The sequence below is a fragment of the Halobacterium sp. R2-5 genome, from assembly GCF_011734195.1.
Taxonomy (GTDB): domain Archaea; phylum Halobacteriota; class Halobacteria; order Halobacteriales; family Halobacteriaceae; genus Halobacterium.
Map to the genome: position 1 here is coordinate 790,204 of NZ_JAANTH010000001.1, position 23,965 is coordinate 814,168.

Annotated in this window: 25 protein-coding genes; 13 read left to right on the forward strand and 12 right to left on the reverse strand. The window is 68.6% G+C overall.

All coding sequences use genetic code 11. The features are described 5' to 3' along the window. Window positions 1-14 precede the first annotated feature (14 nt). On the forward strand, window positions 15-377 hold the full coding sequence (locus G9C83_RS04215; RefSeq protein WP_167244857.1) for a hypothetical protein: 363 nt from the start codon (window positions 15-17) through the stop codon (window positions 375-377). On the opposite strand, the gene nth is transcribed toward G9C83_RS04215, so the two are convergent. Together nth and G9C83_RS04225 are read right to left on the reverse strand one after the other, a co-directional pair. Then, window positions 374-1,240, reverse strand: a complete 867-nt coding sequence (gene nth / locus G9C83_RS04220) for an endonuclease III (RefSeq protein ID WP_167244858.1) — start codon at window positions 1,238-1,240, stop codon at window positions 374-376. The two genes, G9C83_RS04215 and nth, sit on opposite strands and share 4 nt — an antisense overlap. Before the next feature lie 31 nt (window positions 1,241-1,271). After that, a complete protein-coding gene (locus G9C83_RS04225) occupies window positions 1,272-1,685 on the reverse strand; it encodes a DUF371 domain-containing protein (protein WP_167244859.1) in 414 nt (137 codons plus the stop codon). A gap of 302 nt (window positions 1,686-1,987) precedes the next feature. Between G9C83_RS04225 and G9C83_RS04230 the strand changes: the two genes are divergently transcribed. The 5 genes from G9C83_RS04230 (at window position 1,988) to G9C83_RS04250 (ending at window position 7,187) form a co-directional block, all read left to right on the forward strand. Next, on the forward strand, window positions 1,988-2,890 hold the full coding sequence (locus G9C83_RS04230) for a coiled-coil protein (RefSeq protein ID WP_167244860.1): 903 nt from the start codon (window positions 1,988-1,990) through the stop codon (window positions 2,888-2,890). 142 nt (window positions 2,891-3,032) lie between these two features. Further along, window positions 3,033-4,181 (forward strand): DUF373 family protein, encoded by a 1,149-nt coding sequence (locus G9C83_RS04235; RefSeq protein WP_167244861.1) that lies wholly within the window; start codon window positions 3,033-3,035, stop codon window positions 4,179-4,181. Between the two features lie 36 nt (window positions 4,182-4,217). Beyond that, complete coding sequence (locus G9C83_RS04240) at window positions 4,218-4,940, forward strand: diphthine--ammonia ligase (protein ID WP_167244862.1); 723 nt, start codon at window positions 4,218-4,220, stop codon at window positions 4,938-4,940. 49 nt (window positions 4,941-4,989) lie between these two features. Next, complete coding sequence (locus G9C83_RS04245) at window positions 4,990-6,423, forward strand: APC family permease (RefSeq protein ID WP_167244863.1); 1,434 nt, start codon at window positions 4,990-4,992, stop codon at window positions 6,421-6,423. Continuing rightward, window positions 6,423-7,187 carry a universal stress protein gene (locus G9C83_RS04250; protein ID WP_167244864.1) on the forward strand — a complete coding sequence of 255 codons (765 nt, stop codon included), beginning with the start codon at window positions 6,423-6,425 and terminating at the stop codon, window positions 7,185-7,187. The genes G9C83_RS04245 and G9C83_RS04250 overlap by 1 nt, the downstream gene beginning before the upstream one ends. Before the next feature lie 6 nt (window positions 7,188-7,193). On the opposite strand, the gene G9C83_RS04255 is transcribed toward G9C83_RS04250, so the two are convergent. Continuing rightward, on the reverse strand, window positions 7,194-8,192 hold the full coding sequence (locus G9C83_RS04255; RefSeq protein ID WP_167244865.1) for an acetamidase/formamidase family protein: 999 nt from the start codon (window positions 8,190-8,192) through the stop codon (window positions 7,194-7,196). A 138-nt stretch (window positions 8,193-8,330) separates the two neighbouring features. On the opposite strand from G9C83_RS04255, the gene G9C83_RS04260 reads away from it, so the two are divergent. Further along, window positions 8,331-9,101: a PHP domain-containing protein gene (locus tag G9C83_RS04260; protein WP_167244866.1), complete on the forward strand. Its 771-nt coding sequence runs from the start codon at window positions 8,331-8,333 to the stop codon at window positions 9,099-9,101. A gap of 202 nt (window positions 9,102-9,303) precedes the next feature. Here the strand turns inward: G9C83_RS04260 and G9C83_RS04265 are convergent, their stop codons facing one another. After that, window positions 9,304-10,542, reverse strand: a complete 1,239-nt coding sequence (locus G9C83_RS04265) for a mandelate racemase/muconate lactonizing enzyme family protein (protein WP_167244867.1) — start codon at window positions 10,540-10,542, stop codon at window positions 9,304-9,306. A gap of 10 nt (window positions 10,543-10,552) precedes the next feature. After that, window positions 10,553-11,494 carry a dihydrodipicolinate synthase family protein gene (locus G9C83_RS04270; protein WP_347877772.1) on the reverse strand — a complete coding sequence of 314 codons (942 nt, stop codon included), beginning with the start codon at window positions 11,492-11,494 and terminating at the stop codon, window positions 10,553-10,555. Window positions 11,495-11,595: 101 nt separating this feature from the next. Here G9C83_RS04270 and G9C83_RS04275 point away from each other — a divergent pair, with 101 nt between their 5' ends. Continuing rightward, window positions 11,596-11,865, forward strand: coding sequence for a MoaD/ThiS family protein (locus tag G9C83_RS04275; RefSeq protein ID WP_167244869.1), 270 nt, complete (start codon window positions 11,596-11,598; stop codon window positions 11,863-11,865). Here the strand turns inward: G9C83_RS04275 and G9C83_RS04280 are convergent, their stop codons facing one another. Further along, window positions 11,866-13,071, reverse strand: coding sequence for an HAD hydrolase family protein (locus G9C83_RS04280; RefSeq protein ID WP_167244870.1), 1,206 nt, complete (start codon window positions 13,069-13,071; stop codon window positions 11,866-11,868). Between the two features lie 141 nt (window positions 13,072-13,212). On the opposite strand from G9C83_RS04280, the gene G9C83_RS04285 reads away from it, so the two are divergent. The 3 genes from G9C83_RS04285 to G9C83_RS04295 all read left to right on the forward strand — a co-directional run bounded on the left by G9C83_RS04285 (window position 13,213) and on the right by G9C83_RS04295 (window position 15,551). Beyond that, window positions 13,213-14,280, forward strand: a complete 1,068-nt coding sequence (locus tag G9C83_RS04285; RefSeq protein ID WP_167244871.1) for a glucose 1-dehydrogenase — start codon at window positions 13,213-13,215, stop codon at window positions 14,278-14,280. Continuing rightward, window positions 14,277-14,909 (forward strand): transcriptional regulator GfcR, encoded by a 633-nt coding sequence (gene gfcR, locus G9C83_RS04290; protein ID WP_167244872.1) that lies wholly within the window; start codon window positions 14,277-14,279, stop codon window positions 14,907-14,909. The genes G9C83_RS04285 and gfcR overlap by 4 nt, the downstream gene beginning before the upstream one ends. Window positions 14,910-15,146: 237 nt before the next feature. Then, window positions 15,147-15,551 (forward strand): glutaredoxin family protein, encoded by a 405-nt coding sequence (locus G9C83_RS04295; RefSeq protein ID WP_167244873.1) that lies wholly within the window; start codon window positions 15,147-15,149, stop codon window positions 15,549-15,551. Between the two features lie 53 nt (window positions 15,552-15,604). On the opposite strand, the gene G9C83_RS04300 is transcribed toward G9C83_RS04295, so the two are convergent. From G9C83_RS04300 to G9C83_RS04325, 6 genes are read right to left on the reverse strand one after another with little or no spacing between them, the layout of a single operon-like run. Further along, window positions 15,605-16,291, reverse strand: a complete 687-nt coding sequence (locus G9C83_RS04300) for a TOBE domain-containing protein (protein WP_167244874.1) — start codon at window positions 16,289-16,291, stop codon at window positions 15,605-15,607. Between the two features lie 45 nt (window positions 16,292-16,336). Beyond that, the gene (gene phoU / locus G9C83_RS04305) at window positions 16,337-17,017 is read right to left on the reverse strand and encodes a phosphate signaling complex protein PhoU (RefSeq protein ID WP_167244875.1); all 681 of its coding nucleotides are present in this window, start codon (window positions 17,015-17,017) and stop codon (window positions 16,337-16,339) included. 5 nt (window positions 17,018-17,022) lie between these two features. Further along, the gene (pstB, locus tag G9C83_RS04310; protein WP_167244876.1) at window positions 17,023-17,904 is read right to left on the reverse strand and encodes a phosphate ABC transporter ATP-binding protein PstB; all 882 of its coding nucleotides are present in this window, start codon (window positions 17,902-17,904) and stop codon (window positions 17,023-17,025) included. Window positions 17,905-17,908: 4 nt separating this feature from the next. Continuing rightward, window positions 17,909-19,555, reverse strand: a complete 1,647-nt coding sequence (pstA, locus tag G9C83_RS04315) for a phosphate ABC transporter permease PstA (RefSeq protein ID WP_167244877.1) — start codon at window positions 19,553-19,555, stop codon at window positions 17,909-17,911. A gap of 1 nt (window position 19,556) precedes the next feature. Continuing rightward, entirely contained in the window at window positions 19,557-20,516 is a 960-nt protein-coding gene (gene pstC, locus G9C83_RS04320) for a phosphate ABC transporter permease subunit PstC (RefSeq protein ID WP_167244878.1), read from the reverse strand. Window positions 20,517-20,570: 54 nt separating this feature from the next. Next, window positions 20,571-21,569 (reverse strand): PstS family phosphate ABC transporter substrate-binding protein, encoded by a 999-nt coding sequence (locus G9C83_RS04325; protein ID WP_167244879.1) that lies wholly within the window; start codon window positions 21,567-21,569, stop codon window positions 20,571-20,573. Between the two features lie 228 nt (window positions 21,570-21,797). Here G9C83_RS04325 and G9C83_RS04330 point away from each other — a divergent pair, with 228 nt between their 5' ends. Continuing rightward, the gene (locus G9C83_RS04330) at window positions 21,798-22,802 is read left to right on the forward strand and encodes a phosphate uptake regulator PhoU (protein WP_167244880.1); all 1,005 of its coding nucleotides are present in this window, start codon (window positions 21,798-21,800) and stop codon (window positions 22,800-22,802) included. Window positions 22,803-22,904: 102 nt separating this feature from the next. Continuing rightward, complete coding sequence (locus G9C83_RS04335; RefSeq protein WP_167244881.1) at window positions 22,905-23,876, forward strand: phosphoadenosine phosphosulfate reductase family protein; 972 nt, start codon at window positions 22,905-22,907, stop codon at window positions 23,874-23,876. Window positions 23,877-23,965 lie beyond the last annotated feature (89 nt).

Below are 23,965 nucleotides of genomic sequence, written 5' to 3' on the forward strand. Positions count from 1 at the left end.
CGTTACCTACTCTCATGCCAGGTGGCGACGAACTCGTCGCGGAGCTCCGGGAGCAGGCGGGCGACGCGCTACGAGTCGTCGCCGAGTACGACAGGGACGGCTACGACCTGCGGTACGTCCGGGACGACGTCGACGAGCGCCTCGACGATGTCGCCGACGATATCCACCGCGACCTCGTGCTCGAAGGCATCAGCCGCGAGCGCCTCGAAGACCTCTTCGACGCGGGCGACCTGCGGTGCTCGATGCACCGCTTCGAGGAGGTGACCGCGTTCCACTTCGCCGAGGCCGAGTACAGGGGCCTGTTCGTCAGCATCGACTCCGGCGTGGACGTGCCGCTGGCGTCGTTCACCGACACCTGCTGGAAGAGCCTCGACTAGTCGCCCGCGGCCTCCGCGGGGTCGACGACGTCCTCCGCGAGTTCGTCGACGCCCACGCGGTCGCAGAGGTCGTACAGCGGGCACGCCTCCGGGCCGTCCAGGCACGCGGGCTTGCGCGCCGAGCAGTACTCGCGGCCGAACTGAATCATCGCCGTGTGCCCGAACCCGCACTTCTCGCCGGGCACCTCGGCTTCGAGGGCTTCGCGGACGCCCTCGTGGTCGGCGTCCGGGGCGGCGAGCCCGAGCCGGCGCGCGATGCGGTGGACGTGCGTGTCCACGGGGAAGACGCCGCCGCGACCGCCCGCGAACAGCAGCACGCAGTCGGCGGTCTTCGGGCCGACGCCCTTCATGTCCAGTAAGGCGTCGCGCACTTCGTCGGGGTCGCCGGTGCGCACGAACTCGTCGAACTCGTCCTCCCCTCCGTACTCCTCGCGGACGCGGCCGGCGATGCGAATCAGCGTCTCGGACTTCTGGTTGTAGAGCCCCGCCGAGGAGATGGTCTCCGCGAGTTCGTCCTGATGGGCGTCCGCGAGCGCCGCCGCCAGGTCGCCGTCTCCCTGTGAGCCCGCCCCGTCCCGGTCGTCGTCGGAGGCGGGGCGGTCGGCGGGGTCGCCGGGGTCGTAGCGCTCCATCAGCGCGTCGTGGGCGGGCTGGCTGGCGACGTCGCTGGTGTTCTGGCTGAGAATCGTGCGAACGAGACACTCGAAGGCGTCGCGGCCACCGTAGGCCTTCTGCCAGTACAGGTCTCCGAGGCGGTCGACGACGGCCTCCGCGCGGCTGGTGCCGTCGCCGGGCTCGAACTCCGTGAATCGGCCCGCGGCGGCCTCGCCGCCGGAGATGTTCTCCGCGGGTTCGTCGTCCATGTTCGGTGGACGGTCGCCGAGCGGGAAAAGCCTACTCGACGCGCAGGGTCGCGGTCAGCTCGGCGCCGTCCGCGAGCGCGGCGACGAGGTCGCGGTCGAGGTCCGCGGCGGCCTTCTCGGCGTCCACGAAGATGGTGCGGTCGTCGACGTACGTGCTCGTGCGGCCGACCATGCTGCGGTCGTTCGCGAACTCGAGGTCGGGGTGGCCGGAGCCGACGACTTCCTCGCGGTGGCCGTCGGCTTCGAGGACGAGCGTGATGGTCGCGTCCTCGTCCCGGCAGGCGGCGACGAACTCGTCGTCGAAGTCGGCAGGCGCGCGGTCGGCCTCGATGCCGACGATGCAGTCGCCGGCGGGCGTGAGGTAGTCGTCGGTCGTCACTTCGAGCGTGGAGGCGTGTTCGGCGGCGACGTGCTCGTGGCCGCGCGCACGCACGACTTCTTCCATGCTCGGCGGTTGCCGGTTGGCGCACTTGTGTGCGGCGTTCCGCCGTCGCTCTTTAAGTTCCCGCACCCGGGGTCGTGTGAGCCGTTACCACCCGCTGCCGGCGGTCTGACAACTGCTTGCACCCCTCCCGCCGTCGGAAATTTTAAGTGCCGTGGTGGACTACTATCTGACACCAGAACGCTGCGTGCGTTCGTGCACAGCCCGAGAGAATGACAGGACGTTCTCCTTCCGACCGGGAAGTAACACGCTCCGAGCGACGGTTGTCTCGAACGCCCAGCGGGTATGGCATCGAGGTTTGAACAATGGCTGAGGAAGAACAAACTATCGAAGTATCGAGCGCAGACGAACTCATTACTGACGAAGAACTCCAGGAGAAATCCAAGGGGCAGCTCATCAAGAACGCCGGCCAGTTCCGGGACCGGCGTAACGAGCTGAACCAGCTCGCGAGCTCCCGCGCCTCCGACCGCGACGAACTCAACGCGAAGACGCGAGAGAAGGTCGACGAGGCACAGGAGCACCGCGAGAAGCGCGACGAGCTCAACGAGCAGGTCCAGGAGCACAAGGAGAAGCGAAACGAGCTCAACGCCAAAGCGAACGAGCTCTTCGACGAGGTCGAGCAGCGCAAACAGGACCTCGAACTCGACGAGGGCAAGGACCTCGAGGAGCTCAAAGAGGAGATCGAGCAGCTCGAGTTCAAGCAGCAGACCGAGGTCCTCTCCACCGAGGACGAGCGCGAGCTCATCGAGAAGATCGAGGACAAGCGCGAGGAGTACCAGGACCGCAAGGAGAAGCTGGACGCCTCGGGCGACCTCGAGGAGCTCGTCGAGGAAGCCGAGGAGGTCCGCGCGGAAGCCTCCGAGCACCACGAGAAGGTGACGGAGCTCGCGGACAAGGCCCAAGAGCACCACAACGAGATGATCGAGGCCTACCGCGAGGCCGACGACATCCGCGACGAGGCCGACGAGATGCACGAGAAGTTCGTGGAAGCGCAGGAAGCCGCCGACGCCCACCACGAAGCGTTCGTGCAGGTCCAGAAGCGCCTCCGCGAGCTCGACAAACAGGAAGAAGAGGAGCGCGAGGACGAGCGCGCCCAGGAGCAGGCCGAGGCCCGCGAGGAGGCCGAGGAGATCTACGAGCGCTTCAAGGAGGGCGAGACCCTCGACACCGAGGACCTCCGCAAGCTCCAGAAGTCCGGTCACCTCTAAGCTGTCTACTGCCGATTTCTCCGATTTTCCCGGCGCGTAGCCGCGGCGTCGTCCCGCGCTGAGCGGAGACGCCGCGGACGGGCGGCGTCACTGCCCCGAGCGCGGGGTTTTTACTGTGGCGGCGTGACCCTCCGGACGATAGATGCGTACGCTGGTCGTCTGCGTGGACCGACCCGGCGACATCCCCCGCCAGACGGGCCTGCGGACGCCGGTCGCGGGCTGGGAAGCGGTGCAGTCGCTGGTCGTCGAGATGGGGATCGCGGACCCCGAGGACTCCGCGGTGAACTGCCTCCTGGAGGCGCTCCGAATCACCCGCGACCTGCGGGACGAGGACGACGACGCGGTGGTCGCGGCGGTCTCCGGGAGCGGCGACGGCGTCTCCGCGGACCGCTCGCTCGCCGAGCAGCTGGACGACCTCATCGAGCGCTACGACCCGGACTCGGCGGTCGTGGTCATCGACAGCGCGGAGGACGAGCGCGTCGTCCCCATCGTGGAGAGCCGCCTGCAGGTCGACGCCGTCGACCGCGTGGTCGTCCGGCAGGCACGCGACCTCGAGTCCACGTACTACCTCCTGAAGCAGTTCCTCGCCGACGAGGAGCTCCGCCAGACGGTGCTCGTGCCGCTGGGCATCGTGCTCCTGGTGTTCCCCGCGCTGATGATGGTGACGGGGAGCCTCGCCGTCGCTGCCGCCGCTATCACCGCGGTCATCGGGCTGTTCGTCCTCTACAAGGGATTGAGCGTCGACGCGTACCTCGCGCAGGTTCCCGCGCAGGCCCGGGACGCGCTGTACTCCGGCCGGGTGTCCATCGTGACGTACGTCGTCGCCGGCGGGCTCGCCGCCATCGGCGTGTTCGCGGGCGCACTCGCGGTCTCGGACCTGCCCGCCGAGCGCGCGCCGCTAGTGACCGTGATGGCGTTCACGTACGACAGCGTGCCGTGGGTGACCATCGGCGGACTCGCGGCCAGCGCCGGCCGGCTGTTCGACGAGCTCATCCGCGGCGACGGCGTCCGCACGTCGTTCCTGAACCTCCCGTTCGGCGTGCTCGCGGTCGGACTCGTCGTCCGCGGGTTCTCGGGGTACTTCATGGAGCTGGCGGGCGAACTCGACGCCTTCTCGGTGCCCGCGATGGAGGTCGGCGCGCTCGCCGTCGAGGGCTTCGCGCTCTCCCCCGAGGAACGCCTCGCCGTGTTCGTCGTGCTGGGCGTGCTCGTCAGCGTCGTCGGAATCCACGTCGCGACCCGGTTCAGCGGCGTCGACGTCGACGACGTCGAAGAGCCCGTCGAGCCGTAGAGAAGTGTATATGAACGGCCGCGCGCAAGCGGACGTATGACCGACGGCCAGTGGGTGAGCCTGTTCTCCGGCGGGAAGGACTCCTCGTGGGCGCTGTACCGCGCGCTCGAAGAGGGGCTGGACGTCGCGCGGCTCGTCACCGTCCACCCGGAGGGCGACTCGTACATGTACCACGTGCCCGCGACCCGGCTCGCGAGCCTCGCGGCCGAGAGCATCGGCATCCCGCTCGTGGACGTCGAGCCCGAGGACTTCGAGGCGGCGGCCGCCACGGAGTCGGGCGCGCAGGGTGACGCGGAGCTCGAACCGCTGGAGGCTGCGCTCCGCGAGCTCTCGGACGACCTCGACGGCGGGCTCGCGGGCGTCACCGCGGGCGCCGTCGAGAGCGAGTACCAGACCTCCCGCATCGAGGCGATGGCCGACCGGCTGGGCTGTGAGGTGTTCGCGCCGCTGTGGCAGCGCGACCCCCGCGAACTCGGCGAGGCGATGCTGGACGCCGGCTTCGAGATCGCGATTCTCCAGGTCGCCGCGTACGGCCTCGACGAGTCGTGGCTCGGGCGCACGCTCGACCGCGACGCCCTCGACGAACTCGCCGAACTGAACGACGAGTACGGCGTCCACGTGCTCGGCGAGGGCGGCGAGTTCGAGACGTTCGTGACCGACGGCCCGCACATGTCCCGTCCCATCGAGTTAGCGTACGAGACCGTCTGGAACGGCGACCGCGGGCACATCGAGGTCACGGACGCACGGCTGGGCGAGTAGCGTCCGGGGCGCCGCCAGATTATTCTACGCTGCCGCTGGAGTCTCCCGCATGGGAACGTCGCAGCCCCCCGGATCCGGGGGGACGAACGAGTCGGGCGAGGCGCCCGTACAGGTCGCACCCCCGACGACGGACGGCGAGACTACCGTCACCGAGGAAGGCTCGGAGCTGGAGCGCTCTATCGGCCTGAAGGGCGGCGTGGCCATCGGCGTCGGCACGATGATCGGCGCGGGCATCTTCGTGTTCCCCGGACTCGCGGCGGGTCGGGCCGGTCCCGCCGCGGCGGGGTCGTTCGCCATCGGCGCCGTCGTCGCGCTGCTGGTCGCGCTGCCGGCGTCCGAGCTGGCGACGGCGATGCCGAAGTCCGGCGGCGGCTACTACTTCATCTCGCGCGCACTGGGCGCGCTCCCTGGCGCCGTCGTCGGCATCAGCATCTGGCTCGGGCTGGTGTTCGCGACCGCGTTCTACCTCGTCGGCTTCGGGAACTACGCCGCCGCGCTGCTCGCCGAGGCGGGCGTCCCGGTCGGCGGTGTTCCGGTCGTCGTGCCGCTCGCGCTCGTGTTCGGCGTGGCGCTCACCGTGCTCAACCTCTTCGGGACGGAGAACGCCGCGAAGCTCCAGAACTACGTCGTCGGCGTGCTGTTGACGATTCTCGTCGCGTTCCTCGGCTACGGCGGTCTTGACGCGGTCGGCGTGTTCGGGAACGCGAGCACGCCCGAGACGTTCTTCCCGCGCGGCGTGATGCCGATGTTCACGACGGCCGCGCTCGTGTTCACCTCCTACCTCGGGTTCGCGCAGGTCGCCACCGTCGCGGGCGACATCAAGGACCCCGGGCGGAGTCTCCCGCTCGCGATGGTCGGGTCGGTCGTCATCGTCGGCGTCCTCTACGTCTCCACCATCTTCGTGGCGACGAGCGCGTTCGGCAGCGAGGCGCTGTCGCGCTTCGGCGAGACCGCCATCGTGGAAGTGGCGCGGGCGTACTTCGGGAACGCGGGCGCGCTCGCCATCCTCGTGGCCGGCCTGCTGGCGACCGTCTCCAGCGCGAACGCCTCGATTCTCTCGACGTCGCGGGCGGTGTTCGCAATCAGTAAGGACGCGCTCGTCCCCCAGTACGCGAGCCGGCTGAACCTCACGTACGGCACGCCGCACGTCGCGCTCGCGATGGCCGGCGGGCCGGTGCTCGTGCTCGTCGCGCTCGGCGAGGTCGAGGTGCTCGCGGAGGTCGCGTCGTTTCTCCACCTCGTGATGTACGGGCTGATGTGCGTCGCGCTCGTCGCGATGCGCCGGGACGAACCCGAGTGGTACGACCCCGACTTCCGCGTGCCCGCGTACTGGCTCGTCGCGGGCGTCGGCGCGGTCGCGAGCTTCGCGCTCATCGGGTTCATGCAGCGCGCCTCCCAGATAATCGGCCTCGCCATCATGGTCGCGGCCGCCGGGTGGTACAAGTACTACGCCAGCGACGTGCGACTCAAGGGGGTCCTCTGATGACGGACGACGAACCCGCCGCCGACTCGACGCCCGAACCGCTGGACGTGCGCGAGCCGCCGCGCGTGCTCGTGCCCGTCGAAGTGCTCGAGGGCGAGTCGCTCTCGGAGTCGCTGGCGGCGTTCCTCGCGCCCTCGGAGGTGGTGGTGCTCGGCTACCACGTCCTCCCCGAGCAGACGCCGACCGAGCAGGCGAGCATGCAGTTCGAGGGCCGCGCGCTGGCGGCCGTCGAGGACATCGCGGAGACGTTCCGCGCGGCGGGCCGGGACGTCGAGACGAGGGTCGCGTTCACGCACGACCGCGACCAGACCGTCGAGCGCGTCGCCGCGGAGGTCGGCGCGACCGCCGTCCTGCTCCCGAACCCGTCGGGTAAAATTCGGGACGTCCTCGTGCCGATCCGTGGCGTCGTCGACACCGGCCGGCTCGCCGACCTCGTCGCGACGCTGCTCGCGGACGGCGACGGCACCGTCGCGCTCTGGGGGGTCGCCGGCAGCGACGGCTTCGACGCCGCGGCGGCCGTCGAGACCGTCCGGGAGACGCTCCGGGACCGCGGGCTCGCCGCCGACCGGATCACCACCGAGACCGCCGCCTCCGAGTCCCCGATTCGGGACGTCGTCGCCCGCTCCGAGGAGTTCGACGTGGTCGTGATGGGCGCGGGCGGCGCGTCGCTGTTCGCCGCGCTGTTCGGCGACGACACCGAGCGCGTCGCCGAGGGCGCCGTCGACCCCGTGCTCGTCGTCCGGGACAGGACAGTCGGAGAGTAGGGCTGCCTACGGGAAGATGCTCTCCGGGAGGTACGCCGTGACCGTCCAGTTCGGCGCGTCCACGACCTGACTCACCTTGAGGTCGACGGCCGCGGAGCAGAGGATGTACGCCTCGGCGCGCGTGAGGTCGCGCTCCTCGTGGAGGTGGGCTATCATGTGCCGGACGGCCTTCTTCGTCGCCTCCATCAGGTCCGAGGCGATGCCCGTGGTGCCGTACATCGGCTCGTCCTTCCCGGTCGCCGTGTAGGGGTGGTCGGACTCGAACTCGGGCTGTTCGACGTCCATCTCCTTCCGCACGTCGAAGCGCGCGGTGACGAACATCGGCGCCTCGATGCCCGTGACGCAGACCTCGCCGTCGCCCTGCGCGGCGTGGCAGTCGCCCGTCGAGAACAGCGCGCCCTCGCACTCCACGGGGAGGTACACCGTCGACCCCTCAGTGAGGTGTTTCACGTCCACGTTGCCCCCGGTGTCCCGCGGGGGGAGCGTGTCGTGCTCGCCGGCCTCCGCGGGCGCGTTCCCTATCGTCCCGGGGAACGGGTCCAGCGGCACCTCGATGTCGTTCACGAAGTGGCCGACGTCGTCGTCGAGGTCCCACGCGTGGTAGCCCGGCTCCTCGAAGTCGTCCGGCAGCAGTCCGAGGCCCATGTCACCGGGCATGAACCCCGTGTACCCCCAGCCCTTGTGCTCGAAGTCCAGCAGTTCGACTTCGAGGACGTCGCCGGGCTCGGCGCCCTCGACGTACACCGGCCCGGTGAGCGGGTGGACGGGATCGAAGCTCACCTGTCCGAACTCCGCGGCTGTCGCGTCCGGGCCGACCTGTCCGTCGACGGCGTCCCTGCACTCGAACTCCACGACGTCCCCGGGTTCGACGGTGAGGACGGGGTCGAGGGAGTTGTCCCACGCGTTGTGGATGTTCTCGCTGTCGTCCGAGAGGTGGTAATCGACGCTGTACTCGCGGCTCCGTTCCGCCTCCGACTCGTCGCGACCGCTCTCTCGCCGTGCCATACGATAACGTGATACACCGAGTCGGCTTAAAATCGAACCTCGCGGTGACTGTGGCCGGCTCCGCGCGGTAGTCGTCGTCGTGTCACGCCGGCGCACGCATCCGGAAGGTACGTGACGCCCGCGAACGCAGAGACGGCCGTGCACGACTACCACGTCCACTCGAACTACTCGGACGGGGCGTTCCTCCAGCGGATGGTCGATGCGGCCGCCAGCGCCGGTCTCGACGGCGTCGGTATCGCCGACCACTGCAACGTCTTCCCCAGCGAGGACGCCCGGCGCCACCGGCGCGCGCTCGGCTTCAACCTCGACCTCACCTACGAGCGCCGACGAGAGGCCATCGAGGACGTCTGCGAACGCGCCGACGTCCGGGTGTTCGACGCCGTCGAGATGGACTACCACCCCGACCACGAGGACGAAATCCGGGAGTTCCTCGACGACACCGGCTTCGACTACGCTGTCGGGAGCGTCCACGACCTCGACGGCGTGAACGTCCACTTCGCGGCGCACTTCGCGGACAAGTCCGAGGAGGAGCGCCGCGCGCTCGTCGACCGGTACTTCGAGAAGCTCGTCGCGCTCGTCGACTCCGAGCTGTTCGCGATCGCCGCCCACCCGGACCTCGTCGAACGCAACCCCCACCTCCGCGGCTTCGCGACCGACGACCACTACGAGCGCGTCGCGGACGCTTTCGAGCGCTCCCGCACCGTCCCCGAAATCAACGCCGGGCGGCTGCTCGACGACTACGGCGAGTTCCACCCCGCGCCCGAATTCCTCGACACGCTCGCCGACCGCGGCGTCGACGTGACCGTCGGTACCGACAGCCACGAGCCCGACGTCATCGCGCCGCGAATCGAGGCTATCGAGGAAGAGCTGACGGAGCGCGGGCTCGAATCGGTCACCGTCGCCGAGTAGGCGCTCGCAGAAAACCGTGGGCCGACGAGTCGCTTCACCCCTCGTCGTACGTAGCGAGACGGTCGCTCACTTCGTTCGCGCTGCGACCCACTTGCACGAGAAGCCATGCTTCGTCGAACGCGGCGTCGCTGTGCGCCGCGTGCTCGACCCGGCCACGCTGGGTCGAACGTCGCTGAGCGAAGCTCAGCGTGCTCGATGAAGCTCACGCTCCATCGAACAGCGTCTCGCCGTCGACCATGTGCTCCTCGACGGCGTCCATGTCGAGCGTGACGCCGAGGCCGGGCTCCTCGGGGATCTCGATGTAGCCGTCCTCGATGACGTCCTCCTCGACTAAGTCGGCCCACCAGCCGAGCTCGTAGGAGTGGTACTCGACGGCCAGCGAGTTCGGGATGGCGGCGCCGACGTGCGCGCTCGCCATCGTCGCGACCGGCGAGGAGACGTTGTGCATCGCGACCGGGACGTAGTACTGGTTCGCGACGTCCGCGACCTTCCGCGTCTCGCGCATGCCGCCGACTTTCGGGAGGTCCGGGGCGACGATGTCGACGGCCTGATTCTCGACGAGCCGGCGCTCCTCGGTGACGCGGTAGCGGTTCTCGCCGACCGCGATGGGGGTCGTCGTGGACTTCGTCACCTCCTCCTGGACTTCGAGGTTCTCTGGCGGGACGGGGTCTTCGAGCCACCAGACGTCGTACTCCTCGAGCTCGCTGGCGAGGCGCTTCGCGGACCCGCCGGAGAACGTCCAGTGGCAGTCGAAGGCGACGTCCGCGCGGTCCTTCACGCGCTCGGTGACTCGCTCGACGATTTCGGCCTTGTGGCGGATCTCGCCCGGGCGGAGGTGGCGGTTCGCGCGGTCCTTCTCCAGCCCGCTGGGCACGTCGAGGTCGAACTTGAGCGCGTCGTAGCCGAGCTCCTCGACGACGCGCTCGGCCTCGTCGGCGCACGCCTCGGGGTCGGCTTCCGCCTCGGTGTGGCAGTCGCAGTAGACCCGTACTTCGTCGCGGTACTTCCCGCCGAGCAGCTGGTAGGCGGGAACCCCCAGCACCTTCCCGGCGAGGTCGTGGAGCGCGACCTCGATGCCGGCGATAGCAGTAACGGTGACGCCCTCGACGGATCCCTCGCCGCTCATCTTCTGGACGAGGTGCTCGAACAGGCGGTCGATGTCGAGGGGGTTCTCCCCGACGACGAACGGCTTCATCCGCTCGATGAGCTCTGGGACGCCGGCGCCCCAGTAGGCTTCGCCGGTACCGACGACGCCCGCGTCCGTGTACACGCGGACGAGCGTCCACGGGAAGTTCCCGTCGACCATCGTCGTCTGTACGTCCGTGATTTCGAGGTCGCGGGGCGCCGGACGTGCGCCGTCCGCGCCCATCGTCTCGGCGGAGAGCTCCCGCATCGTGTACTCCGCGTTCGGGTCGTGGAGGTCGGTGTAGTCGATGCCCATGGTCGGAATTTCACTCGGTCTGGTGTAAATCTATGGTGTCGAGGAGGCCGAGGTCGTCGAGCGCGGCTTCGAGGTCGGCGCGCTGCTCGGCGTCCATCTCGCGCAGCGGCGACCGCAGCGGCCCGGCGTCGAACCCGCGCAGTTCGAGTGCGGTCTTGACGCCGGACATGTACGGCCCCTGCTTGAGCGCGGTGCGGACGTCGTAGACCGTGCTCTGGAGGTCGCGCGCGTGGCCGACGTCGCCGTCGTCGTAGGCCTCGTAGAGGTCCACGACGAGGTCCGGGAACGCGTTCGCGACCGCGGACACCATCCCGGTGCAGCCGAGGTCCAGTCCCGGCACGAGCAGCGAGTCCGACCCCGCGAGGAACGTCCACTCGGGGTGGTCGTCGATGGCCTGCCCGAGCCACGGGACGTCCTTCGAGGAGTCTTTGAGGCCCGCGAGGTTGTCGATGGCCGCGAGGTCCTCCAGCGTGGACAGGGAGAGCTCGTTGCCGGTCTTCGACGGGATGTGGTAGACGTACACCGGGAGGTCGACGGCGGCCGCGACGCGCTCGTAGTGCTCGACGGCGGCCGCCGCGTCCAGCGGGTAGTAGTACGGCGTGACGACGACGACGCCGTCGACGCCCGCCGACTCGGCGTGTTCGGCGTGGGCGACGGTCTGGCGGGTGCTGGGCGCGCCGACGCCCGCGATGACGGGCACCTCGCCGCCGACCTCGTCGACGACGGCTTCGACGACGCGCTGGCGTTCGCCGCCGGTGAGCAGCGGGAACTCGCCGTTCGTCCCGAGCGGGAACACGCCGTCGACGCCGCGGTCGACGACGAAGCGCGCGTGCTCGGCGGTCCGCTCGACGTCCACCGTCTCGTCGTCGTGGAACGCTGTCACAGTCGGCGGGACGACCCCGTGGAGGTCGAGCGGGTCGTCCGCACCTGGGGCTGGTGCGTGGTCTGTCACGTGCGGGGAGTCGCCCGCCGCGAGCATAAGCCCCGGGGTTTCCCTGGCTTCTTTTCCGGACGTGAGTAAACTTTTAGTCACAGGGGTTGTTACAGCGGAACATGGACGTCGAGGTGAAGCTCACTGGAACGCTCGCTGCCCGAACGGGTACCCACCGCGCCCGCGTCGGCGTCGACGACGACGCCACTGTCGCCGACGTCATCGACGCGCTCGCCGACGAGTTCGGCGCGCAGGTGCGCTCGGGAGTGCTCGAGGGGTCGCGGCTCCGCACCGACACGGTCGTCGTCCGCGACTCCACGGACGGCGAGCCGCTGACTGCCGGCAGCCGGCTCCACGAGGGCGACACCGTCCGCTTCAGCCTCGCGAGCTAACTACTGTTCTGCGAGCCGGTTCAGCGCCCACGCGGTCCGCAGAATCTCGTCGGCGGCGCCCTCGTCGAAGACGAGGTTGTCGGTGTCCCACGCGTGTTCGAGTACGCGCGGCGACGCGTGCTCCGGCGCCGCCGCGATGCCCGCGTTCTCCTCCTCGACCCACTGCATCACGCGCAGGTCGCTCTTGCTGTCGCCCATCACGAGCGCGAACGGGTCCCCGACGTCGAGCACGTCCAGCGCCGCCTGCACGCCCACCACCTTGTTCAGCTCGCGGGACGCGATTTCGGCGGCGTCGGCCTCGTAGTACGCCACGTCGACGCGGTCGAGGACCGCGCGCACCTCCTCGGGGACGTCGACGTCCTCGGGGACGTCCTCGACCACGCCAGCGATTTCGGGGTCCCGTTCGGCGTAGAACGCGCGCACGTGGTCGGCGCTCGCGCCCTCGACGCAGTCCGCGAGCAGTTCGAGCTCGTACCGGAGCGCGTCGTCGATGAGCTCGCGCGCGCGCTCGCTGCCCGTCTCGAAGTTCGGCTTGAGCGTGACGTTGAACTCGTTGCCCTGGAGGTGACAGCCCTGCCGGATGCCCTCGGGGGCGTCCGAGAGCACGCGGGCGCGCACCTCGTCGAACACCGACCGGACGTCCTCGTCGAGGCCGTCGTAGAGCAGCTGTTTCGTGTCGGGGCCGTGGCCGGGCGTGAACACGCCCGTGCCCGCCTCGTAGACGATGGAGACGTCCCCGGAGTGGACGAGCGCGTTGCCGAGCCCCTGAATCAGGAACCCCTTGACGTTCTCCAGGGTCTGGCCCGTACAGATGACGATCGGAATCCCCTGCTCGTGGAACTCCGTCAGCAGGTGCAGCGTCTCGCGGGGGATCTCGTTGTCCGTGTGGCCCGCGGAGCGCAGCGTCTCGTCGACGTCGAGGACGAGCACGTTGACGCCGCGGTCGTACTTCGCCTGGAGGTCCAGCGCCGCGAACGCCTGCTCGCGGGACGCCCGAGCAGCTAGCTCGGCGTACGTGTCGCCGTGCTCGAACGCCCCGCGGACGTCGCCTTTCCGCTGGGCGAGCTCGTCGCTGGCTGACTCCCAGTACTCCAGGGCCACCCGCGAGTCGACGGGCGGGAAGAGATCGACGAGGTCCTGGTACGCGCGGAGGCTCTCCGCGTCGAACTCGTCGTACAGCGTGTACAGTCTGTCGTACCGCTCCATACCGGCACGAGACGCGGCACGGGCTTAGGTGTAGGTGGCGGCCGGCCGTGGACACGCGGCGATACGGACGCCGGCCGTACGCGGAGAGGAATTACTCGGTCGACAATAAATATTTTGCCCGTGTGGCCGAGACGTACTCGCATGGACGCAATCGCCGTCACTCGCGACGACCGGACGCCGCGCGTCGTCGACCTGCCGCAGCCCGAACCCGGACCGGGAGAAGCGCTCGTGCGTACACTCCGGGTCGGCGTCGACGGCACCGACCACGAAGTCATCGAAGGCGACCACGGCGGCTTCCCCGACGGCGAGGACCACCTCGTGCTCGGCCACGAGGCCGTCGGCGTCGTCGAGGACCCGAACGGCACCGACTTGGAGACGGGCGACGTCGTCGCGCCGACGGTCCGCCGCCGCCCCAACGGCTCCAACGAGTACTTCGAGCGCGGGGAGCCCGACATGGCACCCGGCGGGAAGTACCACGAGCGCGGCATCGACGGCGCGCACGGCTTCATGGCCGAGTACTTCACCAGCCCCGCGGAGTTCCTCGTCCCGGTCCCCGACGCGCTCGCGGACGTCGGCTTCCTCGTCGAGCCCGCCAGCGTCTCCGAGAAGGCCTTCGAGCACGCGTTCGCTTCGCGCTCGGCGTTCGACTGGCGGCCCGAGTCGGCGCTCGTGCTCGGGAACGGCTCGCTCGGCCTGCTCACGCTCGCGATGCTCGACGCCCGCGGCGACTTCGAGCGCACGTACTGTCTGGGTCGCCGCGACCGCCCCGACCCCACCATCGAGTTCATCGAGAAAGTCGGCGCGACGTACGTCGACTCCCGGGAGACGCCCGTCCCCGAGATCCCCGACGTCCACGAGCCCGTGGACTTCGTCTACGAGGCGACCGGCTACCCGAAACACGCCTTCGAGACCGTCGAGGCGCTCGCGCCCAACGGCGTCGGCGCGCTGCTCGGCGTCCCCGAGGACTGGGACTTCGAGGTCGCCGGCGGGCGAATCCACCGCGAGCTCGTCCTGGAGAACAAGGCCCTGGTCGGCAGCGTCAACTCCGGCGTCGGCCACTTCGAGGCCGCCGTCGACGCCCTGCAGGCGCTCCCCGAGTGGGCGTTCGACGACCTCGTCACGGGTGTCTACGACCTTGACGAGTTCGAGCGGGCGTTCGCCGACGACGAAACGACCATCAAGACGGCGGTGCAATTCGCGGACAGATGAAGAACGTCGACGACCTCATCGACAGCGCCTCGGAGCTCGCGAACCGCGGGCTGTCGCGCGGCGAAATCGCGGACGAACTGAACGTCTCCCGGGAGACGGCGAGCTGGCTCGTCGAGCGCGCCGGCACCGCCGCCCCCGTCGAGTCCGAACCCAGCGGCGGCCCCCAGGACGTCCACGTCGACTGGAGCAACGTCGGCGAGGCGGGCGCGCGCCTCAACGCCGTCGGGATGGCGCTGGCGGACGCGCTCCGCGAGCACAGCCACGACGTCGACCTCATCGTCGGCGTCGAGAAGGCCGGCGTGCCGCTCGCGACCGCCGTCTCGAACGACCTGAAGACCGACCTCGCGACGTACACGCCCCGCAAACACCAGTGGGAGGAAGGCGACATCGACGAGCTCGGCGGGAGCTTCAGCCGGAACTTCGCGGGCGTCGAGGGACGGGAGTGCTTCGTCGTCGACGACACCGTCACCTCCGGCACCACCATCAACGAGACCGTCGACGCCATCCGCGAGGCCGGCGGCACGCCCGTCGCCTGCGGCGTCCTCGTCGACAAGCAGGGAATCTCGGACGTCGACGACGTCCCTCTCGAATCGCTCTTCCAGGTCATCCGCGTCGGCAACGACGAATAACGCCTCGCGAACCACGCGGTCACGCGCTACTCACGGCTCGCGACGCTCCGCGTGCGCTCGTCCCGTGGCGCGCCACGCGGCTCGCGGGTCGTCCCTCCCCGCTCGCGCAGTCCGTGGTCTCACTGCGTTCGACCACGCGGCTCACGCATCGCTGTGCTCCGCGTTCGCCATAGCGTGGCCTCGCTTCGCTCGGCCACGCGTCCCAAGGTCTTTCTCTGTCCTCACCTTAGACCGGGTATGGCCTTCGACCCGATGGACTCCTCGATGGAGCAGGACGCAGTCGACGACATCGTCGAGCAGGCGATCGAGAACAACGAGGTCGTCCTCTTCATGAAGGGGGACGCGCGGATGCCCCAGTGCGGCTTCTCGAAGCGCGCGGTCAACCTCATCTCCCAGTATCGGCCGGACGTCCACACCGTGGACGCGCTCCAGAGCCTCGACGAGTTCCGCGTCGCGCTCGAAGAGCGCAGCGGCTGGGAGACCATCCCGCAGACGTTCGTTGACGGCGAGTTCGTCGGCGGCAGCGACATCCTCGCGGAACTGGAGGAGCGCGGCGAGCTCGCGGACGAGCTGCACGCAGAGAACGCCGAGCCGGTCGACGACGACGCGGGCGCCGACGACGGTATCCAGTCCCCGTTCTGAGCGGCTCGAACCCACTCGTTTTTGCGACGCTCGACGCGCAGCGGCGCCGCCGTTCAGACGGGGACGCCGCGCGTCGCGGTGGCCTTGAAGGAGACGACGACCTCGCGGCCGGCTTCGAGGTCGAGCTTCGCGCGGCTGCGCTCGGTGACGAGCGCGAGCACCGGGTCGTCGGCCCCGACGTCGACGGCGACCCGGGCGACGCGCTCCCCGGTCTCGACGCTACTGACGGTGCCCGAGAAGCGGTTTCGGGCGCTCGTGCTGTCCGGGAGCGGCGTGTCATCGGGGTCGGTGAGGGTGACGGCGTCCGCGCGCAGCGTCAACTGGACGTCGCCGTCGCCCTCGGGGACGAGCGCGCGCACGCGGCCCGCCGCGGTGTCGACGGTCGCGAGCTCGCCGTCGCGCTCGACGACGGTGCCCGCGAGCACCGTCTCCGCGACTTCGGTGATACCCTCGAAGCTCGTCCGCACGCGCTCGAAGGTCGCGAGCAGGTCGACGGCGGTGTCGGTGAGCTCGCTACCGCCGCCGTCCGCGCCGCCGCGCTGGCGCTCGACGAGCGAGCCGAACGCGTCCTCGAGCTCGACGACGCGGCGCTGGGCGTGCGCGTACGAGCGGTCCAGCGACGCCGCGGCGCTGCTCAGCGACCCCTCGCTGTCGATGGCGCGCAGCAGTTCCACGTCCCGCGTGTCGACGGTGACGCCGTCGCTGCCGACGTACGCGTCGAACTCGGGGCGGGCGTCCATGCGTCGCTGTAGCCCGAGCACTCGCAAAAGCGTTGGGTCGCCGCGTCAGTAGATGAGCTCGTCGTCCTTCTCGACCATGTAGAGGGTGCGCGCGGCGACGTTCACCGCGTGGTCGCCGACGCGCTCTAGGTCCCGCACCGTCAGCAGCATCCGGGAGACGTCGCCCATCAGCGCCTCGACGTCCGCCTCGCTGGACTCCGTGTCGACCTCGGTCTCGATGAGGTCCCGCATCACGGTCTCGGAGGCCTGCCGGCAGCGCTCGTCGAGGTCGTCGTCGCGCTCGGCGATCTCGTAGCAGGCGTCGACGTCCTCCTCGGCGTACGCGTCCATCGCGTCCTCGACCATCTCGATGGTCGTGGTGCCGATAGCCTGGATGTCGACCTCGGGGAACATGTCGCGGTCCGCGTCGAGCGTGTACTCCGCGAGGTTCGTCGCGAGGTCGCCGATGCGCTCGAGGTCGGTCGTGATCTTGAACGACGACGCGATGAGCCGGAGGTCGCCGGCGACCGGCTGCTGGAGCGCGAGCAGGTCGATGCAGTCCTTCTCGAGCTCGAGGTAGAGCTGGTTGACCTCGTCGTCGCCCTCGATGACCTCCCACGCGGTCTCCTCGTCTTTCTGCTCCATGGACTCGAGCGCCAGCCGGAGGCGGTCGACGACCAGCTCGCTCATGTAGAGGACGTCGCTGCGGAGCGCCTCGAGTTTCTCCTGGTAGCTGTCTCGTGCCATGGTTGTTACCCGAACTTGCCCGTAATGTAATCTTCGACGCGCTGGTGTTCGGGGTTCTCGAAGATCTGGTCGGTGTCCCCGAACTCCACGAGCTCGCCACCGGTGAGGAAGACGGCGGTCTTGTCGGAGATGCGCGCGGCCTGCTGCATGTTGTGCGTGACGATGACGACGGTGTAGTCCTCGGCGAGCTCCTCGATGAGGTCCTCGACCTGGCTGGTCGCGACCGGGTCGAGGGCTGACGCGGGCTCGTCCATCAGCAGTACCTCGGGGTCGGGCGCGATGGCGCGCGCGATGCAGAGGCGCTGCTGCTGGCCGCCGGAGAGCTCCAGCCCGGAGCTGTCGAGCTGGTGGCTGACCTCGTCCCAGAGCGCCGCCCGCTTCAGGGACTGCTCGACGATCTCGTCGTGGTCGCCCTCGATGTCCTGGATCTCGAGGCCGTACGCGACGTTGTCGTAGATGCTCTTCGGGAACGGGTTCGGCTCCTGGAACACCATACCGACGCGGCGGCGCAGCGCCACCGGGTCGACGTCCGGGTCGTAGACGTTCTTCCCGCGCAGCGTCAGTTCGCCCTCGACGCGAGCCGAGGGGATGCGGTCGTTCATGCGGTTGATGCAGCGCAGGAACGTCGACTTCCCGCAGCCGGACGGGCCGATGATGGCCGTCACGCGGTTCTCCGGGATGTCGATGTCGATGCTGTCGAGGGCCTGTTCCTCGCCGTAGAAGACGTCGAGGTCCCGCGACCGGATGATGGGGTCGGGGGTGGTCGTCGACTCGCTGCCGGACGTCGCGCTCGCGACGTCGGTCTCGATGACCATGTCGTCGGCCGTCGGGTCGGCGGTCTCTCCGCCGTCCGCGTCGGCGCTGAACTCTGATGTGTTGTCGCTCATTGTATTACTCCGTGGACTGGTACTTGTTCCGCAGCACGATAGCGATGGAGTTCATCGCCAGCAGGATGGCGACGAGCACCACGACGCCCGCCGGGACGGCTCGCTGGTAGAATGCCTCGCTGGCGTAGAGGCTCGACCACGCGTACACCTGCAGGGGCATCGCGCTGGCCGCCTCTCCGAGGCCGCCCGGCAGCGAGTACTTGACGTTCGGCGCGCCGATCATGATGAGCGGCGCGGTCTCGCCGATGGCGCGGCCGAGCGCGAGAATCGTCCCGGTGAGGATGCCCGAGAACGACTGGGGCAACACGACGTTCTTGACGGTCTGCCACTTCGTCGCGCCCATCCCGTAGGACGCCGCGCGGGCGTCCTCGGGCACCGCGCGGATGGCCTCCCGCGCGGAGATGATGACGATGGGCAGGATGAGCAGGCCGAGCGTCGCGCCGCCGAGCAGGACCGTCCCCGCGGGCTGGTTCAGGTACGTGACGAACAGGCCGAGGCCGAGGAGGCCGTAGACGACCGACGGCACGCCCGCGAGGTTCGAGATGTTCACGTCGATGACGCGGGTGAACCGGTTGTCGGGGGCGTACTCCTCGAGGTAGACGGCGGCGCCGATGCCCACGGGGAACGCGAGCGCGGCGACGGTCACCATCAGGAGGATGGAACCGCCGATTGCGGGGTAGAAGCCCGCGTTCTCGGCGGTACTGCTGTGTGCGCCCGTGAGGAACGCCCAGTCGACCCACGACTGCGGGCCGGCGAAGCCGACGGCGTCGACGGCGGCGGCGCCGACGAGCGAGCCGACGACGACGGCCGCGGGCACGAGCAGGCCGACGCGCTCGACGGGCCGGTTCGCGGCGATGCCGGCCGCGTACGCGAGCGGCGGGAGGAGACCGACAGTCGCGACGACGACACCGGGAACGGGGTCGACGCCCGCGAACGGTGCGACAGCCCCGCCGGCGACGACGACCGCGAACAGCCCCGCGGCGGCGAGCACGTGGGTGCGGCGGTCGCGGTCCGCGGCGACGTACCGGCTGCCGACGAGCGCTGCGGGGAGCCCGAGCGTCCCCGCCATCATGAGCCACGGCGCGGGTGCCACGGGGACGCCGGCGACGAGGCCGAAGAGGCTCGGGACGATCGCGCCGACACCGGCCAGCGACCCGAGCGGCCCCGGGACGCCGAACAGCGAGAGGTAGAACGCGGCCACGGTGACGACGAACTGTGCTGTGAACGGGATTCGGTGGTCGTAGCTGACCACCGCGGCGGTGATCGCGGTCGGCACCGCGAGCGCGACGAGGAACGCCAGCCACGTCAACGGCTCGACGATGTCGACGAATATCATCGACGCGCCGCCGCTGAACATCAGCGCGACGACGACGAGCCCGATCGAGAACACGCCCGAGCGGAGCGCGTCGACGCTCTCACGGTAGGCGTACGCGCCCGCCGCGAGCGTCGGGACGACCAGCGTCAGGAAGAACGTGAGGTGCCAGCCGGGGTCGGCGGTCAGCGGTTGAATCGCGTCGTTGGCGACGTAGACGAGCAGAATCGTGACGAAGACGAGACCGAACAGCGTCGCCGCCAGCAGCAGGTAGCGGAACACCGTGCCCGCGGTCCGGCTGATCTGTCCGAAGTTTCCGGATTCCGTGTTCGTTGCCATCTCAGTACTCCTCCCGGTAGCGCTGAGCGACGTAGTCGCTGATGACGTTCATGGCTAGCGTGATGACGAAGAGCGTGATGCCGATGGCGAACACGCTCCGGTACGCGAGGCCGCCACCGGTGACGTCACCGCCGACGAGTTTGACCATCGCGGCGGTCATCGGGAGCGCGCGCTCGGTGTACGTCGCGGGGTTGAACGGGTTGAGGAACTGCGCGGTCGACCCGGACGCGATGGTGACCGCCATCGTCTCACCGATAGCTCGCGACAGCGCGAGGATGAACGACGAGAAGATGCCCGAGAGCGCGGACGGGACGACGACGCCGGTCGACACCTCGAACTTCGTCGCGCCCATCCCGTAGCCGGCCTGCCGGAGCTCCTCCGGGACGGCGGACATCGCGTCCTCGCTGATGGACGCGACCATCGGGATGATCATGATGCCGACCACGATACACGCCGACAGCATGTTGAACGTCCCGAGTCCGGGGACGAACGGCTGGAGCATCGGCGTGATGTAGATGATGGCGAAGAACCCGTAGACGACCGTCGGGATGCCTGCGAGAATCTCCAGGCCGGGCTTGAGTATCGACCGCACGCGCGGGCTGGCGTACTCGCTGAGGTAGATGGCCGTGCCGACGCCGAGCGGGAGCGCGATCACCGACGAGCCGATCATCACCATCAGGGTCGCGGACACGAGCGCGAGCACGCCGAACTGTCCGCTCGTCGGCTGCCAGTTGGTACCGGTCAGGAACTCGACGACGGTCGCCGTATCGCCCTCGACGCCGACCAGCGGCGCGGAGAACGTGAAGAACTTCGCCGCTTCGGTGGTCAGGAGGAGGATGAGTCCGATAGTCGTCGCAATCGAGAGCGCGGCACACACGAAGAAGAACGTCCGCGACAGTAACTCGGGTGGCGCGTTCTGGGTCCGACTGGTGAGGTCGTCCTCCAGGCTATCGCCGCTCATTGTGTTGTTCGGGTCATGGAGAACCTATAAGCTCTTTGTTCGGCCGTTCTGGCGTCAGTTCTGGGCGTCCTCGATCGCCGATTCGAGTTTGTCGAGTTGCTCCTGCTGGTCCTCCTCGCTGAGCGGGACGTAGCCGACGTCCTCGGCGACGATTTCCTCGCTGGTCGAGTTCTCCAGCCAGAAGCGCGCGAACTCCGCGATGTGCTCCTCGGACAGCGACGACTTCGCCGGGTACGTGAACAGCGGGCGGGCGAGGGGCGTGTACTCGCCGCTTCGGGCCGTTTCGAGGCTGGGTTCGACCGGTTCGCCGTCGCCGTCGTCGATAGCGAGCGCCTTCACGCGGTCCTTGTTCGTGGAGTAGTACGCGTACCCCATGTACCCCATCGCGTACTGAGAGCCCTCGACGCCCTGGATGATGGTCCGGTCCTGCTCGGTCCCGGAGTAGTCCTGGCGGTGGCCCACCTCCTCGTCGCCGCTGTGGAGGACCGACTCGATGAAGTAGTCGTAGGTGCCGGAGGCGTCGGACGGGCCGTACAGTTCGAGGGGCTCGTCCGGCCAGTCGGAGTTGACGTCGCTCCACTGCTCGGGCTGCTCCTCGGCCGACCAGATGGTCGCGAGCTCGTCGACGGTGATGCTGTCGATGCCGAGGTCGTTGTTGACGATGACGGTGAGTGCGTCCGTCGCGACGGTGAGCTCGACGGGCTCGACGTCGTTGTCGGCGCACTGCTGTTCTTCCTGTTCTCGGATGGGCCGGGAGGCGTTGTTGAAGTCCGTGTTCCCCGGGCAGAAGTGGTTCGCGAACCCGCCCCCGGAGCCAGTCGACTGCATGTTGAAGTCCACGCCGCCGTGTTCGGCGAGGAACTCCTCCGACATCGCCGTCGCGAGGGGGAACACGGTAGAGCTCCCCGCGATGTCGATCGTGCCGGAGAGGCCGTCGTCCGAACCGCCGTCGTCGCCGGTACTCTGACAGCCAGCGAGCGCTGCAGCCCCGGCAGCGCCGACACCAGTCAAGAATTTGCGTCGCGTACTGACAGCCGACTCGTTACGAGTCATCACCTGTGACTGAGGGAGATGTAAATAAATACCCTACTATGTTAACTATATAGACCTACCTATGTAGACGTTCACAGGGGGGTTTCGACAGTATCCTGTGACCCCCCGGACGCCCATATATAGCGCCCTTTCGGACGAAAAGCCGATATTACTGCCGGAGAATAGCTCTCTCGTGGAAACTATATATTAGTAGGAGAATTTATGTTGGAGGCGGCGATAGATTCGGACATGGAACGCAGGAAGGTCCAGGTCACCGGCGGTTCGACGTTCACCGTCTCGATTCCCAAGGACTGGGCGCGCGACCACGACGTCGACGCCGGCGACGAAGTCGGCTTCCACCCCGACAGCGGGTCGCTGCTGCTGACCCCCGTGACCTCCACTGACACCGAGAAGGGGTCTCTCGACATCACCGGCATGGAGGGCGACGAGCTCATGCGCGCGGTGATGACGATGTACGTCAGCGGCTTCGACGTGCTCGCGCTCGAAGCCGACCGTATCACCTCCGAGCAGCGCCGCGTCATCCGGAACGCCACCCAGAGTCTCGTCGGTCTCGAAGTCCTCGAGGAGACGAGCGACCGCGTCGTCGTCCAGGACCTCCTGGACTCCTCGGAGCTCTCGATTCACAACGCCGTCCGCCGCATGCACCTCATCGCCACGTCGATGCTCGGCGACGCCGTCGAGGCGCTCGCGAACCGCGACCTCGACGTCGCCGAGGACGTCATGGGGCGCGACGACGACGTCGACCGCCTCTGGTACGTCGTCTCTCGCATCTTCCGCGGCGCGCTGCGCTCCCCGAAGGTCGCCCAGGAGATCGGCGTCGAACGCGAGGTCGCCTTCGACTACCACTCCAGCGCCCGCCAGCTCGAACGCGTCGCCGACCACGCCACGAAAATCGCCCGCGTCACCCGCGAGCTCGACGGCGACGTCCCACCGGAGGTCGCGGACGCGCTCGGCGACCTCGAAGCCGACGCCACCGACATCATCGCCACCGCGATGGAGGCGCTGTTCACCGACGACCCCGAGGAAGCCACGCGGCTCGCAAACGAAGCGCGCGCGGACGTCCGCGCCATCGACGAACAGACCCGCGCCATCGACGACCTCCTGCACGACCTCGACGCCCAGCACGCCCAGCACCTCGGCCTCGTCGTCGACTCCCTCTCTCGGAGTGCGGACTACGGCGGCAACATCGCCGAGACCGCCCTCCAGAAGGCCGCGCCGACCCCTGGTCCGTGAGCACACGTCACACCCTGAAGTAAGTACTGCCGGCGTCATTGAGCCCTGACAACGCACCTTCCGAACCACAAGCCTATACGTCAGAACGTAGACTGTGGAGTCATGGGTGAGGACTTCCCCGACTATCTCGACGTCGACTACACGGACGGCGAAGGCGAGTCCCCCGCGGACTATCCGACGCTCGAAGACAAGCTCGAGAAGGCCATCGAGGTCACTCGGAAGGGCCTCGAAGAGTACGAGAACCCCGCCATCATGTGGACCGGCGGGAAGGACTCCACGCTCACGCTGTACTTCGTGAAGGAGGTCGCCGAGCGGTTCGACCTCGAAGTCCCGCCGACCATCTTCATCGACCACTTCCAGCACTTCGACGAGCTCCACGACTTCGTCGACCACTGGGCCGAGGAGTGGGACCTCGACGTCGTCTACGCCCGCAACGAGGACGTCGGCGACTACGTCGACGAACACGACCTCGAACCCGGCGACGACATCCCCATCGACGCGCTCAACGAACAGAACCAGCACCACGTCCACGACCTCCTCGAGTACGAGGAGGACTCGTTCCCGTTCCTGCTGGACACCTACGTCGGCAACCACCTCCTGAAGACCGTCGCGCTCAACAACGCCCTCGAAGAGCACGACGTCGACGGCATCCTCTCGGGCATCCGCTGGGACGAACAGGAGGCCCGCGCCGACGAGACGTTCTTCAGCCCGCGCCACGACCCCGACGTCTACCCGCCCCACGACCGCATCCAGCCGATCCTCCAGTTCGACGAGGCCGCCGTCTGGGACGCCTTCTGGTTCTACGTCGTCCCCGAGACCGTCGAGGAGTTCCCGGACGACGGCTACGTCCCGCAGGACTACGACGACCTCCCGAACGGCCTCACGCACGAGGACATCCCGGTCTCCCCCAAGTACTTCAAGGGCTTCCGCTCGCTGGGGAGTGAGGTCTCCACGGACAAGGCCGCCGAAGAGCCCGCGTGGCTCCAGGACTTAGAGAACACGACCGAGCGCGCCGGCCGCGCCCAGGACAAAGAAGACCTCATGGAGCGCCTGCGCGACCTCGGGTACATGTAAAACGTACCTTTTTTCGCCTCGGGTTCGCCGGAGGCGAACCACTCGGCCAAAAAATCTACGCTAAAAAAGCCGCGCTCGTTCGCGTCGCT